The sequence below is a fragment of the Brucella sp. MAB-22 genome, assembly GCF_025908475.1.
In the GTDB taxonomy this organism is placed as follows: domain Bacteria; phylum Pseudomonadota; class Alphaproteobacteria; order Rhizobiales; family Rhizobiaceae; genus Brucella; species Brucella anthropi.
Genome location: NZ_CP109781.1, coordinates 646,238 through 660,965 on the forward strand (window position 1 = coordinate 646,238; position 14,728 = coordinate 660,965).

Here is a 14,728-nt window from a genome sequence, read left to right on the forward strand (position 1 = left end):
TTCATGCCTCCTGCGTTTGCAGCCACATTTCAAGGAGGCCGGCCTGCCAAAGCTCAGAACCGCGCAACGGCGTTATGTGTTCGGACGGTTTTGCAAACAGGCGTTCAAGATAATCGCGCTGGAAAAGCCCGCGCTCCCTCGCCTTTTGTGAAGAGAGGGCGTCTCGCAACATATCGAGATAAGGGCCATCGATATATTTGAGCTGCGGAACCGGGAAATATCCCTTCTTGCGATCAATCACTTCGCTTGGAACGACCTTTCTCGCCACATCCTTTAGGATACCCTTGCCGCCGTCACGCAGTTTTTCCTCCGGCGGAATGCGGGCGGCAAGCTCGACCAATTCATGATCCAGAAATGGCACCCGCGCTTCAAGCCCCCAAGCCATCGTCATGTTGTCCACGCGCTTGACCGGGTCGTCCACGAGCATCACATTCGTATCGAGCCGCAGCGCACGGTCGACAGGCGTATCCGCTCCATCCTGCAGCAGATGTTCTTCCAGAAGGTCCTGACTGTAATCACGTTCCGGCATCCATTCCGGCGATAGCTGCGTGGCGAGAACGTCATGCGAGCGGTCACGGAACCCTTTGGCATAGTCGCTGACGACATCGTTGGAATCGACTAGCGGTGGATACCAGTGATAGCCGCCGAAAACTTCATCTGCCCCCTGTCCCGACTGGACAACCTTGATATGCTTCGAAACCTCCTTGGAAAGGAGGTAGAAGCCGACATTATCATAGGACACCATTGGTTCGGACATTGCCGCGATCGTTCCCGGCAAGGCGTCCATGAGGTCTGCCGAGGGCACAAAGATCTTATGATGTTCGGTGCCGAAATGCTCGGCAATCAGATCGGAATAGACAAATTCGTCGCCTTTTTCCCCGTTTGCTTCCTCAAAGCCAACTGAAAAACTCATCAGTCCCGATTGACCGGCCTCAGCAAGCAGACCGACGATCAGGCTGGAATCCACCCCGCCGGATAAAAGCACGCCGACCGGCACGTCGGAAATCATCCGGCGCTTGACTGCGACACGCAGCATAGCGAGCAATTGCTCCTGCCATTCCTCGCGGCTCAACGCGCCGTCGCCGGGCAGTCGGCGATAAGGCGCCTGCCAATAGATGCGGTCAGCGAAACGCCCATTCGGTTCATAGACACGGATCGTCGCCGGGGGGAGCTTTCGAACACCATTATAGATCGTGCGCGGTGGCGGCACGACGGCATGAAAACTCATGTAATTGTGCAAGGCCGCGCGGTCTATCGAGGTGTCGATGCCGCCTGCCTTAACCAGAGCAGGCAAGGAAGAGGCGAACCGCAAGGCACCCTCCGCCTCAGCAATATAGAGCGGCTTGATGCCGAACCGATCACGCGCGAGGATAACCCTGCCGGTATCACGTTCGTGAATGGCGAAAGCAAACATGCCAAGAAAACGCGTTACACAGCTTTCGCCCCATGCATGCCATGCCTTGAGAATGACTTCTGTGTCACCGTCGGAGAAGAACTTGTAGCCCTTCTGTTCCAGCTCTGTGCGCAATTCGCGGAAATTATAGATGCAGCCATTGAACACAAGCGTCAAACCGAGGTCGGCGTCGATCATCGGTTGCTGCGATTTTTCGGAAAGATCAAGGATTCTCAATCTTCGATGCCCGAAGCCGATATTGCCCCGGATCACAATCCCGGATGCATCGGGCCCGCGAGGACTGAGTACATCCGCCATTTTCGAGACTGCCGAAACTGACGGCGAACCACCGTCAAACCTGACTTCTCCGCAAATACCACACATAAAAAGGGTCGAAGCCTCCATTGTCATTCATAAACAAATGAGGCCGTCGCATCTGTTAAGGCGGCGGCCTGCATAATTGCAAATGCGGGAGCGCCGGGATTGTTCCCAACCTTTTCGTTTCCGCTATGTGGCTTTCCCGACTAAATTCGCCTTGGAAAGCATATAGTTTTCAGCGGAAACCATATGCTCAAACGTTATACGGCGCGCATCCTCGCTGCGATTTTCGACAAGCGCTGCAAGCAATCGGTGCTGGAAGATAAGTCCTTCTTCGCGCGAAGCCGGTGTCGGATCAGCATAGATCGCGCGCGCTATTGGCAGGCTTCGCAACAGATTGTGGGTCAATCCGCAGATAAAGCCCAACAGACGGTCCGGACAAAGCTGTGCCAGCAAGGAATGGAAATCCAGTTCCGCAATGCGCTGGCGATATTGATCATCAAGATCGACCGGCGGGCGATCGTAGACCCGCATCGCATTTTCCAGCCGAGCAATGTCGTCACCAGTCAATCTGCCGGACAAGAGAGCGGCAACCTCCGGTTCGAGAAGCTTACGGATAGCGTAAACTTCGGCAAGGCTCGGCTGATCGAAAAAGAAATAGCTTCCGAGCATTTCCATTGCGTGCTGGGCGGAAGGTTCGGCCACAAAAGCCCCGCCGCCGGGACCGCTGCGCGTAAAAATCAGACCCTGCGTCTCCAGCGCCTTCATCGCTTCGCGCACAGTGCCCTTGGCGGCCTTGAACTGGTCAATCAGTTCCTTTTCCTGTGGCAGTCGATCTCCCGGCCTCAATGCATCGGAACGGATAACATCCTTGATACGGTCAGCAATCTCTTCCGGTCGCCGACGGATCTTTGCCGCCCTCGCGCGCGATTGCGGTTCGTGATCGGAATTCCGGGCCATTCTGACCATATCTTGCTACTCTCTCCTTATGCGCGGCGCGCTTTCCACGAGTTGTCGTGTATAGGCATGTTCAGGTCTGGCAAAAAGAGCGCTTGCGGTTGCTTCCTCAACGATTTCCCCGAAATACATAACCGCAACCCTGTCGGAGATGGCTTCCACCACGGCAAGATCATGACTGATGAAGAGATAGGAGAGACCAAACTCTTTCTTCAGTTGATCCAGAAGCAGAAGAACCTGTGCCTGAACTGAGACATCAAGCGCGCTAACCGGTTCATCGAGCACGACGATTTCCGCTTCAGCGGCCAGCGTGCGCGCAATGGCGATACGTTGCGCCTGCCCGCCGGAGAATTCGTGCGGATAGCGTTCCAGCGTATCCTTGGGCATCTGAACGGCGTCCAGCAACTGGATCATGCGTTGCTGGCACTGAGCTGAATCCAGCCCGCCCAGAAGCTTCAGTGGTGTTTCCAGTATCTGCCGGATCGTCTTTCTGGGGTTGAGTGAAGCGACAGGGTCCTGAAACACATATTGTATGACCTTGCCGAATGCCCGAGCACCGGAATTTCGCAGTTCATGCGCGTCGCGTCCAGCAATCGTCATCGTACCGCCCGTCGGCTCTGTCAGCCCGACGAGCATTCTGGCGAGCGTGCTTTTGCCCGATCCGCTTTCACCGACAATCGCCAGTGTCTCACCGCTTTTAAGATCGAACGAAACATTTTTAACCGCCTCGACCTTGTGACGCTCTTTACCCAGAAGTGTTCGTCCGCCACCGAAGGTTTTGGTGAGATCGCGAACGCTGATCGCATTTCCGCTCATCCTGCCACCCTCCCGTTTTCGCGCTTGAAGAGACCAGCCACACGTTCCAGAAAGTCGGCGCCCTGCCCAAGTTCGGGAACGCAGGCTATCAAGCGTTTCGTATAGCTGTGCTGTGGATTGGAAAGAACTTCCGATGTCGTGCCCGTCTCGACAATCTCGCCGTCTTTCATCACTGCCACGCGGTCGCATATCTCCGAAACCACTCCAAAATCATGGGTGATAAACAGGAGAGCCATGCCGCGCTCGCGCTGGAGATCGCGTAGCAGCTCGAGAATGTGCGCCTGCACCGTAACATCGAGCGGCGTGGTCGGCTCGTCCGCAATGATGATGTCTGGATCATTGGCCAGAGCCATGGCAATGCCGACACGCTGACGCTGGCCACCTGAAAGCTGGTGCGGATAGTGATTGGCCCGTTCTGCTGCATCTGGAATGCCAACCTTGTCAAGAAGCACAATCGCCTGTTCCCGCCGCTCACTGGCTCCAATCCGCCGATGCGCTGCAATTGCTTCCTCGACCTGCCGACCGACCGGATACATAGGATGCAACGTTGTTAGTGGGTCCTGAAACACATAAGCAACTCTTGCGCCCCGTGCCGCCGTCAACTCGGTTTCAGACATTGAAAGAACGTCCCGGTCGCCCAGATAGATCGCGCCGTTGCGGATAAGTCCGGGCGGGGACGCCACGAGGCCCATTACTGACAGGGCGGTCACGCTTTTGCCCGATCCGCTCTCCCCGATCAGGCCGAGACATTCGCCGCGTTCAAGTTCCAGTGAAACATTGCGGACAGCGGGGGTGAAATGCCCACCATTGACGAAGCCCGTTTCGAGACCGGCAATAGAAAGAGCTTTTTCGCTATCCTTGATCACGGGCGATGACCGGTCCTTGGCAATATCGGTTATCGCGCCTGGCCGCCCCAGCGCACCTGACCGCAATCGCGGATCGAGAACATCGCGCACCCCATCTCCCAATACGTTGAGACTGATGACCAGCAGGAAGATCATCAATCCCGGCACGATGGAGACATGCGGGGCATTGAACAGTTGCGCGCGGCCCTCGCCGAGCATGGAGCCGAGATCGGCCTGCGGCGGCTGTGCGCCAAGACCAAGGAAGCTCAAGCCAGCCGTTTCAAGGATCATCCAGCCCGCCGTGGTCGACATGGTAATGACGATAACCGGCAGCACATTGGGCAGCACTTCGCTTAACAGGATCGAAACCGGACTTTTCCCGGAGAGCCGGGCAGCATCAATAAACTCACGATGCGCGAGACCAAGCGTAACCCCGCGAACATTACGCGCGAAGAACGGAATATTGACCACGGCGATCGCGTAAAGCGCATTCATCAGGCCCGGCCCGAGTACCGCCACGATAGCCAGCGCCAGCAGGATATAAGGAAATGCCATCAGCATATCGATGCCGCGCATCATCAAATTGTCGGTTCGTCCGCCCGCATAGCCGGCCACGAGACCGATCGCCGAGCCAACAATCGCTGCGATCAGCGTCGCTGCAAATCCTACCGCGACAGACACCCGCGTGCCCCATATGACACGACTCAATATATCGCGCCCGAGTTGATCCGTTCCAAGAAGATGTCCTTCGCTGAACACGGGTTTCAATCGCATTGCGGGAGAAGTCGCGTCAGGATTGGGAAGCGGGAGAACCGGGGCCAGCAGAATGACGAGGCAGATCAGGACCAGCATAAAAAAGCCGAAAGCCGCCAGTCGATTGCTCATCAGGAGCCGCCATGATGACATGCGGACCGCCGTTGGCGCGGCAGAAATTTCTGGAAGCGCGCTCATGAGCGTATCCTTGGATCGAGCATGGTCTGGATGACATCAGCGAGCAGATTGAAGAGGACATAACTCGCGGCAACCACAAGCACGCCACCCTGCACCAGCAAGATATCGCGGGTGGAAATGGCTTTCACCAGCATGGCGCCAATACCGGGCCACTGGAACACGGTTTCGATGTAGACGGCGCCGCCCAGCACAAATCCCGCCTGAATACCGATCACAGGAATGACGCTGACAAGTGCGGCGCGAAACGCATGACCGTATATCACACGACGTTCGTTGAGACCTTTGGCCCGGGCTGTTCGGATATAGTCCTGACGAAGCACTTCCAGCATCGCGCCGCGGGTCAGACGTGCGATCACGCCTGCCGCCACCACGGCCAGCGTCGTGGCAGGCAGGATCAGATGCCAGAGCAGATCCTTCAGGTCACCGCCGCCATAAACAGCATACATGCCGGACGCTGGCAGAATGCGCCAATGGACCGCGAAGAGATAGATCAGAAGCAACCCCAACCAGAATGAGGGAATGGAAATTCCGGCAAGCACGATGAAAGTGATCGCCCTGTCTGCCCAGCCGAACTGGCGCACTGCCGAAACGATACCCGCGAGCAGGCCGAAGACTGAACACAGTACCAGTGCTACGCCTGCAAGCACGAGTGTCGCCTGAAAGCGCTCCATAACCTCATCCAGCACCGGACGATTGAGCACGAAGGAACGCCCGAAATCCCCATGCAGGAGATTGCCCATCCAGATGAAATATTGTTGCAGCAACGGCTTGTCGAGACCGAGATCGCGATTGATCCGCTCGACATTTTCCGGCGTCGCATATGATCCGAGCAAGGCAGTCGCCGTATCACCGGGGATCATCGCCATGACGAGAAAAACGATGATCGAGAGCCCGAGCAACACAGGAACAACGGCGACAAGTCGCTTGAGGATATAGGCTGGCATGAATGCCCTCCCCGCTTATTGCTTGGTTACGTCTTTCAAATGCAGCAGGAAGGACGGCTGCAACTTGAACCCCTTGACGGCAGCGGTCGTGACTGCATTTTGCTTCCAGTTCGCCACGAACAGCCATGGTGCATCGTCATGGACAATGCTCTGCACTTCGCCATAAAGCTTGCCGCGCTCGGTTTGATCGGTCGATGACCGCGCCTTCTCCAGAAGCTCATCCACTTTGGGGTTGGAATAGTAACCGGAATTGAAGCCGCCCTTGTCCGGTAGTGCGTCGCTGCGAAGCGTCAGATAAGGCACCGTGTCCGGATCATTGGTCATCCATGCCATCTCGGCCATATCGGCCTTGCCCTCCAGCCCCGGATTGACCCGGCCAAGGAACGTGTTCCACTCATAGGTTTCAATCTTGACCTTGAAGCCCACAGCCTGAAGATCGGCCTGGATTGCGGCGCCCATCGTGATTGGATCAAGCATGCCCGAACCGCCTTCGGTCACATAGAACGTGATTTCAGGATTGCTTGCACCAGCTTCGGCAAGGAGCGCCTTGGCCTTTTCCGGATCATAAGGATAGGGTTCGGTTTTGTTCTCGACCCAGTTGAAGGCGGGTGGGATCGGCCCGGCAGCAACAGTTGCGGAACCCTGCAACACATTATCTACGAGGCCTTGCTTGTTAACCGCATAATTCGCCGCCTGACGCACTTTCTTATCCGCGAATGGACCGCTCTTCGCGTTCAGGATGGCAAACCAGACATGGGGGCCCGCCTGTTCGGCAACCGCAAAATTCGCGTCCTGTTTGAAGGTGGCAAGATTATCTGGCGGCACTTCCACCATGACATCCAGCCCGCCTGCCATCATCTCCGCGACGCGGGTATTGGCATCTGTGATCGGGCGAAACACAACCGCTTCCAATGCTGGCGCTGTGTCCCAATAGTCGGGATTACGCTCCACCACCACACGCTGGCCGGATTGCCATTCCGCGAACTTGAACGGACCGGTTCCTGATGGATGACGGCCAAATTCCTTACCGTATTTCTTGACCGCTTCCGGCGACACGATCAGGCCGGTCGGATAGGCCAGATTGGAAAGAAATGGAGCGAAAGTCTCCTTCAGCTTGAACTCGACAGTGTGTTCATCGAGCACATTGACTGCATCGATGGACGAGAAATTGAACGAAAGCGGAAATGGGCCAGTGTTATAGAACGGATGGTCTTCCTTTAGCATTCTGTCGAAGTTGAACTTGACCGCTTCGGCATTGAAATCCGAACCGTCATGGAACTTCACGCCTTGACGCAGCTTGAACGTATAGGTCTTGCCGTCGTCCGAAATCGTCCAGCTTTCCGCCAGTGCCGGTTCTACTTCCAGCGTTCCGTCCTTGTAGCGCACAAGGCCGTCATAAATATTGACGAGGATGCGGAAATCATTGGTAGCCGTGACTGTATGCGGATCGAGCGATTGCGGCTCTGCAATCTGCCCGACAATCAGCACATTGGGCGGCGTTTGGGCCAGCGCGACTGTGCCCGCCCCGGCGACCGAAAGCGCCATAGCAGTCAGGACGGCACGGAATAACCTTCTCATGGGGTTCCCCTTCATTTGTCAAATCCGTCAGACTCTAATTTATAGGCATAAATCAACGATCATCAATGAATTATCATAATTAATTTTTGCGAGACAAAAAAACGGGCCTGAGCCCGCTCGCGATTTCAGAAAGTTCAGAGCCTATTCTGCAGGCGTATCCTCGGGTTTCAAATCCTGCTCCGCCTTGGTCGATTTCTGATGCGTGAAACCCTTGAGGCCCTTGACGGTTTCCTCGGCATCGCGTTTGATCTCGACTTCGCTCATTGCATAATGAACTGCAAGTTTTGCAATGGAAGTCAGAGCGCTTAGATGAATGCGCTCATAACCATGCGAGGCATCAACACCGAAGGTCAGCAAAGCCGTGCGCACATCATGCCCCGCCTCAACCGCAGACGCAGCATCGGAACGGTAATAACGGAACACGTCCTTCTGGACCTGAATGTCATGCTCTCCGCAAAGCTCGTAAAGTTTCTTCGTCAGATGGTAATCGAACGGTCCGGTCTGGTCCGCCATGGCAAGCGTGACACCGAACTCCGATGAATTCTGGCCCGGCGCAGTCGTGCCATTATCGATGGCGACCAGCGAGGCAATATCCGGCACAACGACCGCAGAGGCACCCACTCCAACTTCCTCGCCGATGGTGAACAGCCAATAGCTGTCGACCGGCGTTTCCACATTGGCTCTCTGCATCGCTTCGAGGGCCGCAAGCATGATTGCAACGCCTGCCTTGTCATCAAGGTGACGCGAGACGATAAAGCCATTATCGATGAATTCGGGCGCGGGATCGACGGCAACTATGTCACCGACATCGATACCGAGCTGCAGCAGATCATCACGATTTCGGGCGAGCGCATCGACGCGGAGTTCGACATAAGGCCAGCCGACCGGCTGCGTATCGACTTCGTCATTGAATGTATGGCCGGAAGCTTTCAACGGCAGGATCGAACCGCGATAAATTCCTTTGAACGAGAAGATGGAAACGCGGGCACCTTCAGCGAAACGCGCTGACCAGTTACCGATGGAAACCAGTTCCAGCCGTCCGTTTTCCTTAAGATATTTTACCTGCGCGCCGAGTGTATCGACATGCGATACGATCCCGCGTGCCGGCCTCTCCGTAACACCTGCCCTGCGCGCGCGAATAGCCCCCCGGCGCGTCAGCATAACCTCAAGCCCCAGATGCTCCAGCTCGCGCGCAACATAACGCACGGCTTCGTCGGTAAACCCGGTCGGGCTCGGTATGGCGAGAAGCGCCTTGAGCCGTGTTACGAGATAGTCCTGATCGATTGTGATGGCGGTCTGCATCATTCATGTGTCGCAAAACAAGACCGCAACGTCAACGTCATCTCCAGAACAGAAAACTTCGGCACCGGTGTTACGCGGCGCCGAGATGCCATCAGAAACTCCAGTCTTCATCCTCAGTCGCGACCGCCTTGCCGATGACGTAAGAAGAGCCGGAACCGGAGAAAAAGTCGTGGTTTTCGTCTGCATTTGGCGAAAGCGCAGACAGGATCGCCGGATTGACCTTGCACGCTTCAGCCGGGAAGAGTGCCTCATAACCAAGGTTCATGAGGGCCTTGTTGGCGTTGTAATGCAGGAATTTCTTGACGTCTTCAGTCAGGCCAACGCCATCATATAGCGCTTCCGTGTAGCGAACCTCATTGTCGTAAAGTTCCAGAAGAAGCTCGAAGGCAAAATCCTTGATTGCCTGCTTCTGCTCTTCGTTCAAGCGTTCCAGTCCGCGCTGGAATTTGTAACCGATGTAATAGCCATGCACAGCCTCATCACGGATGATGAGCCGGATAAGATCGGCTGTATTCGTCAGCTTTGCCCGGCTCGACCAGTACATCGGCAGATAGAAGCCAGAATAGAACAAAAAGCTCTCCAGAAAAACGCTGGCGATCTTCTTTTTCAGCGGATCATCCGCGCGATACTGGTCCAGGATCAGTATGGACTTGCGCTGCAGGAATTCGTTTTCCTCGGACCAGCGATAGGCATCGTCAACATCCGGCGTCAGGCACAGCGTCGAGAAAATCGACGAATAGGATCGTGCATGAACCGCTTCCATGAAGGAGATATTGGACAGCACCGCTTCTTCATGCGGCGTCGCTGCATCATCCATCAGCTTCACGGCACCGACTGCGTTCTGGATCGTATCGAGAAGTGTGAGCCCGGTGAAAACGCGGATCGTCAGTTGCTTTTCCTGCTGTTTCAGCGTTTCCCACGACTGAATATCGTTCGAAAGCGGCACCTTTTCCGGCAACCAGAAATTACCGGTCAGACGGTTCCAGACCTCAAGGTCTTTCTCATCTTCGATCCGGTTCCAGTTGATCGCACGCACTGCGGCGGGTTTCGGGTTCTTGGTTTTCACTTGAATATTCATTGGTCATCACCAGTGGTCAGAGGGCGCAGGAAACGCAACCCTGCACTTCCGTGCCGGAGAGCGCCATCTGGCGCAGGCGAATGTAGTAGATGGTCTTGATGCCCTTCTTCCACGCGTAGATCTGTGCGCGGTTGATATCGCGTGTCGTTGCGGTATCGCGGAAGAACAATGTCAGAGACAGGCCCTGATCGACGTGCTGTGTTGCTGCCGCATAGGTGTCGATGATCTTCTCCGGCCCGATCTCATAGGCGTCCTGATAGTAATCGAGATTGTCATTGGTCATGAACGCTGCCGGATAGTAGACGCGACCGATCTTGCCCTCCTTGCGGATTTCAATCTTCGACACGATCGGATGAATCGATGACGTCGAATGATTGATGTAGGAAATCGAGCCTGTCGGCGGCACGGCCTGAAGGTTCTGGTTATAAAGCCCGCCCTCCATCACCGCATTTTTCAGATCGCGCCAGTCATCCTGCGTCGGAATCGCAATGCCAGCCTTTTCGAAAATTTCTCGAACCGTTTCCGTCGCCGGTTCCCAAAGCTGCTCGGTATATTTGGCGAAGTATTCACCCGTTGCATATTTGGATTTCTCGAAACCTTTAAAGGACTTGTTCGTTTCCACCGCAATCAGGTTCGATGCGCGGATCGCGTGATAGGTAACCGTATAAAAATAGATATTCGTGAAATCGACGCCTTCATCGGAACCGTAATAAATCCGCTCTCGGGCGAGATAACCATGCAGATTCATCTGGCCGAGACCGATGGCATGGCTTTCATCATTACCTCGAGCGACCGACGGCACGGAACCGATTTGGCTCATATCGGAAACTGCTGTCAGAGCACGGATGGAGGTTTCGATGGTCTTGCCGAAATCTGACGAGTCCATTGCCGATGCAATGTTGAGCGAACCCAGATTACACGAAATATCCTTGCCGAGATGATCATAGGAAAGGTCTTCACCAAAGATGCTCGCCTCACTCACCTGGAGGATTTCCGAACAGAGATTGCTCATGGTGATACGCCCGTCGATCGGATTGGCGCGGTTCACCGTGTCCTCGAACATGATATAGGGATAACCGGACTCGAACTGGATTTCCGCCAGCACCTGAAAGAACTCGCGTGCATTGATCTTCTTCTTGGCAATACGCGCATCATCGACCATTTCCCGATATTTTTCAGTGACCGAAATTTCGGTCAGTGGCACGCCGTAAACCCGCTCCACATCATAGGGCGAGAAGAGGTACATATCCTCGTTATTCTTTGCGAGTTCGAAGGTAATGTCTGGAATGACCACACCAAGCGACAAGGTTTTAATGCGGATTTTCTCGTCGGCGTTTTCGCGCTTCGTATCCAGAAAGCGCATGATATCCGGGTGATGCGCATGCAGATAGACAGCGCCCGCACCTTGTCGCGCGCCAAGCTGATTGGCGTAGGAAAAGGAATCCTCAAGAAGCTTCATCACCGGAATGATGCCGGATGACTGGTTCTGAATCTGCTTGATAGGCGCGCCCGCCTCACGAATATTGGTAAGGCTCAAGGCCACCCCGCCGCCCCGCTTCGACAATTGCAACGCCGAATTGATTGAGCGCCCGATGGACTCCATATTGTCTTCAACCCGCAGCAGAAAACAGGAAACGAGCTCGCCGCGCTGCTTCTTGCCTGCATTGAGGAAAGTCGGCGTCGCAGGTTGGTAGCGGCCTGCAATGATCTCCTCCATCAGATTGCGTGCCAGCTGTTCATTGCCGCGCGCCAGCGTCAGCGCTACCATGCAGACACGGTCTTCATAGCGCTCCAGATAGCGCTTTCCATCGAAGGTTTTCAGCGTATAGCTGGTGTAATATTTGAACGCGCCGAGAAAGGTCGGAAACCGGAATTTCTTCGCATAGGCTTCGTCGAAAAGATCGCGCACGAAATTGAAGGAATACTGATCCAGTACCTCTTGCTCGTAATAGCCTTCGGTCACCAGATAATCGATCTTTTCCCGCAAGTTATGGAAAAAGACCGTGTTCTGGTTCACGTGCTGGAGGAAATATTGGCGCGCAGCCTGCCGGTCGCGGTCAAGCTGGATTTTTCCCTCGTCATCGTAAAGGTTCAGCATCGCGTTGAGTGCGTGATAATCCAGCCCGTCCAAGGATTTTGACGGTTTACTGCTGTTGGAAGTTACAGCTTGAGGCGCATCCTGCGCCACTGGCTGTGCCTCGCGCTCTCGGATCAAGGTCGTGTCTGCCGTGTCCAAAATCGTTCCATCCCGTTCTTGACATTGCCAATGTCCTCATCGGTTCCCAGAAGCTCGAAGCGGTAGAGATAGGGAACCTGACATTTGGCGGAGATAATGTTGCCGGCGATACAGAAAGCCTCGCCGAAATTGCTGTTTCCCGCGGCAATCACGCCGCGGATGAAAGAGCGGTTGCTCTCATCGTTGAGAAAGCGGATCACAGGCTTGGGGACAGCGCCCTTGGAGCCGCCGCCGCCATATGTGGGCGTCACAAGCACGAATGGCTCGCGCACCTGCAATCCGCCTGAACCGCCCATCGGGATACGGTTCGACCGCATTCCAAGCCGCTCGACAAACCGGTGTGTATTTTCCGACCGGCTGGAGAAATAGACGATCAGGCTCATGTGACCATAGCCCTCAGGCGAGAGCGCTGATCATATCGGGCCGGAAGCCCGCCCAATGGGATTCACCTGCCACAACCACCGGCACCTGGCGATAACCCATGTCTTGAACGAGATGGAAAGCATCGGCATCGGCAGAGATATCGATGACTTCATATTCGATACCCTGGCGGTCGAGGGCGCGCGTGGTGGCCGTGCACTGGACGCAGGCGGGTTTGCTGTAAACGGTGACGTTCATTTTTTCCTCACTGGAGCATGTCTCCCAAAAGTGGGAACCGGTTTTGGGGTTAAGACATGCATAAAAACAAAGAGATAGAGTATTTCCAACGGTCCGGTTTAAACTGGAATACTCTCGATAGGAGACGCAAAGAGCCGTTCGCGCATCGCAAAATGCGCGTCGAAAGACATGAGATACGGGATCGGCCAGCCGCACGAACAAGCAGCCTGACCACACAAACTATGCCTCGAAGGGAGGATCGGAACCGAAACTGAATAAACTGGACATGGACTTCACCCCGAAGCTATGAACGGGAAGTTCGGGGCAGCAACCCGTAAGGCAACGATTTGCCACACAAGATTGCGCGCCAACCGGACACCCCGCCCGTGGACGTACTCGTTCAAGGCAGGTCTCCTGGCTCACGGATCAACATTCTGTCCGCCTTCCCAGCCAAAGCCAGTGACGTGATGGACAGAACTCTCCGCTTACAGTTGCGGGGGCAGCTCCGGCATTGCCGCATCCATCATGGATGAAACGCACCGGATTCCCGTCTTAGCTTTCGACCCAACGAATCGAAAGAACCTAGAACACTATATATAGTAGTCTAAGTTAAAAACTCGTCAACAGATAGTTGGCCGCAAAGCGTAGAATGAACGAAGCGTTCTTTACCCAACTGGCTTAATCGGCTTCGGTCTGAACTCCGGTTTGATGGCCTTGAGGGCCATGCGATCCACCATTGAGGGGACAATCAGTTTCAACCAGCGCCCGAATCGCATCTGGCGTGTCATCAACACTTCACGCTTGCGAGCCTGCACGCCTTCCAGCATCAGCCGCACAGCTTCCTCGACGGGCATCATGTCATCTTCGCGCACACCACTTGTTCCCAGCGCACCGCCGCTTGCGCTGTAACCCACCTTGCGAATGTCGGTTTTGACGACGCCCGGATAGACGATGGTAATGGATATACCGCTTGGTTCCAGTTCCGCGCGAAGCGCCTCGCAAAAACCCGAAAGAGCGAACTTCGTTCCGCTATAGGCAGTGCGCCCCGGCACACCGATCAATCCGGCAACAGAAGACAAAGCCACGATCCGTCCCTTGCTGGCGGCAAGATACGGAAGTGCTGCATGAATGGGCCAGACGCTGCCCCAGTAATTCAACTCCATCAGATCATGCATCCAGTTGAGATCATCTGGTTTGATCTCAGCAAAATTGGCGTGGGCCGACATGCCTGCATTCACAATCAAAGTGTCGATACGACCGAAAGCGGAAACGGTTTTATTGATAAGATCGATACAGGCTGTACGATCTTTCACATCGGTTGGTACCACGAGAACCGAACTGCCAAGTTGTCGCAACTCTGTGGCCAGATTTTCCAGCTTTTCAACATTGCGCGCAGCAAGCACCAGAGCAGCATTGGCACGGTCACGCTGGGCAATCTGCCGTGCAGTTTCGGCACCGATCCCATCCGATGCTCCCGTTATGATCGTCACGTCCATGCGAGGCCCTCCCTGCCTATCGATCAGACGACAGGTAAGGTACAGGCAGGCCGATCCATGCGTCTAGCACTTTAGACTTTGCGCGATGGAATGGCTGCTATAACGACGATTATGAATTTCGAGGCACCGAGACCGACAATCTTCCGTAGCGCCTCATGAAACAGGCTCGTCGCCAACACCGCAAGCGCAGCGAAAAGACCTGATGCAGCACGCCACA

At 55.1% G+C, this 14,728-nt stretch carries 12 protein-coding genes and 1 riboswitch; all 12 genes read right to left on the minus strand.

All coding sequences use genetic code 11. The features are described 5' to 3' along the window. Window position 1: 1 nt before the first annotated feature. Entirely contained in the window at window positions 2-1,777 is a 1,776-nt protein-coding gene (locus OHI65_RS02980) for an N-acetylglutaminylglutamine amidotransferase (RefSeq protein WP_029928038.1), read from the minus strand. Window positions 1,778-1,900: 123 nt separating this feature from the next. After that, window positions 1,901-2,680 carry a FadR/GntR family transcriptional regulator gene (locus tag OHI65_RS02985; RefSeq protein WP_011982697.1) on the minus strand — a complete coding sequence of 260 codons (780 nt, stop codon included), beginning with the start codon at window positions 2,678-2,680 and terminating at the stop codon, window positions 1,901-1,903. A 6-nt stretch (window positions 2,681-2,686) separates the two neighbouring features. After that, window positions 2,687-3,484 (minus strand): ATP-binding cassette domain-containing protein, encoded by a 798-nt coding sequence (locus OHI65_RS02990; RefSeq protein ID WP_125300759.1) that lies wholly within the window; start codon window positions 3,482-3,484, stop codon window positions 2,687-2,689. Beyond that, window positions 3,481-5,280: a dipeptide/oligopeptide/nickel ABC transporter permease/ATP-binding protein gene (locus tag OHI65_RS02995; protein ID WP_264358727.1), complete on the minus strand. Its 1,800-nt coding sequence runs from the start codon at window positions 5,278-5,280 to the stop codon at window positions 3,481-3,483. Before OHI65_RS02995 ends, OHI65_RS02990 begins: the two co-directional genes overlap by 4 nt. Beyond that, on the minus strand, window positions 5,277-6,224 hold the full coding sequence (locus OHI65_RS03000) for an ABC transporter permease (protein ID WP_010660922.1): 948 nt from the start codon (window positions 6,222-6,224) through the stop codon (window positions 5,277-5,279). Before OHI65_RS03000 ends, OHI65_RS02995 begins: the two co-directional genes overlap by 4 nt. Window positions 6,225-6,239: 15 nt before the next feature. Beyond that, window positions 6,240-7,802, minus strand: coding sequence for an ABC transporter substrate-binding protein (locus tag OHI65_RS03005; protein ID WP_264358728.1), 1,563 nt, complete (start codon window positions 7,800-7,802; stop codon window positions 6,240-6,242). 141 nt (window positions 7,803-7,943) lie between these two features. Next, window positions 7,944-9,104: an osmoprotectant NAGGN system M42 family peptidase gene (locus OHI65_RS03010; RefSeq protein WP_125300859.1), complete on the minus strand. Its 1,161-nt coding sequence runs from the start codon at window positions 9,102-9,104 to the stop codon at window positions 7,944-7,946. Between the two features lie 91 nt (window positions 9,105-9,195). Next, entirely contained in the window at window positions 9,196-10,182 is a 987-nt protein-coding gene (gene nrdF, locus OHI65_RS03015; RefSeq protein WP_125300762.1) for a class 1b ribonucleoside-diphosphate reductase subunit beta, read from the minus strand. A gap of 16 nt (window positions 10,183-10,198) precedes the next feature. Continuing rightward, window positions 10,199-12,418 (minus strand): class 1b ribonucleoside-diphosphate reductase subunit alpha, encoded by a 2,220-nt coding sequence (gene nrdE, locus OHI65_RS03020; protein WP_125300763.1) that lies wholly within the window; start codon window positions 12,416-12,418, stop codon window positions 10,199-10,201. Further along, complete coding sequence (gene nrdI, locus OHI65_RS03025) at window positions 12,394-12,801, minus strand: class Ib ribonucleoside-diphosphate reductase assembly flavoprotein NrdI (protein WP_125300764.1); 408 nt, start codon at window positions 12,799-12,801, stop codon at window positions 12,394-12,396. Before nrdI ends, nrdE begins: the two co-directional genes overlap by 25 nt. A 13-nt stretch (window positions 12,802-12,814) precedes the next feature. Further along, entirely contained in the window at window positions 12,815-13,036 is a 222-nt protein-coding gene (gene nrdH, locus OHI65_RS03030; protein WP_010660916.1) for a glutaredoxin-like protein NrdH, read from the minus strand. 365 nt (window positions 13,037-13,401) lie between these two features. Beyond that, a riboswitch (cobalamin riboswitch) is annotated at window positions 13,402-13,616 on the minus strand. 64 nt (window positions 13,617-13,680) lie between these two features. Then, window positions 13,681-14,511, minus strand: a complete 831-nt coding sequence (locus tag OHI65_RS03035; protein ID WP_125300765.1) for an SDR family oxidoreductase — start codon at window positions 14,509-14,511, stop codon at window positions 13,681-13,683. Between the last annotated feature and the right edge of the window lie 217 nt (window positions 14,512-14,728).

Coding starts and splice junctions, on each gene's coding strand:
- OHI65_RS02980 (WP_029928038.1), bottom strand. CDS start 1,777: ATGTGTGGTATTTGCGGAGAAGTCAGGTTTGACGGTGGTTCGCCGTCA.
- OHI65_RS02985 (WP_011982697.1), bottom strand. CDS start 2,680: ATGGTCAGAATGGCCCGGAATTCCGATCACGAACCGCAATCGCGCGCG.
- OHI65_RS02990 (WP_125300759.1), bottom strand. CDS start 3,484: ATGAGCGGAAATGCGATCAGCGTTCGCGATCTCACCAAAACCTTCGGT.
- OHI65_RS02995 (WP_264358727.1), bottom strand. CDS start 5,280: ATGAGCGCGCTTCCAGAAATTTCTGCCGCGCCAACGGCGGTCCGCATG.
- OHI65_RS03000 (WP_010660922.1), bottom strand. CDS start 6,224: ATGCCAGCCTATATCCTCAAGCGACTTGTCGCCGTTGTTCCTGTGTTG.
- OHI65_RS03005 (WP_264358728.1), bottom strand. CDS start 7,802: ATGAGAAGGTTATTCCGTGCCGTCCTGACTGCTATGGCGCTTTCGGTC.
- OHI65_RS03010 (WP_125300859.1), bottom strand. CDS start 9,104: ATGCAGACCGCCATCACAATCGATCAGGACTATCTCGTAACACGGCTC.
- nrdF (WP_125300762.1), bottom strand. CDS start 10,182: ATGAATATTCAAGTGAAAACCAAGAACCCGAAACCCGCCGCAGTGCGT.
- nrdI (WP_125300764.1), bottom strand. CDS start 12,801: ATGAGCCTGATCGTCTATTTCTCCAGCCGGTCGGAAAATACACACCGG.
- nrdH (WP_010660916.1), bottom strand. CDS start 13,036: ATGAACGTCACCGTTTACAGCAAACCCGCCTGCGTCCAGTGCACGGCC.
- OHI65_RS03035 (WP_125300765.1), bottom strand. CDS start 14,511: ATGGACGTGACGATCATAACGGGAGCATCGGATGGGATCGGTGCCGAA.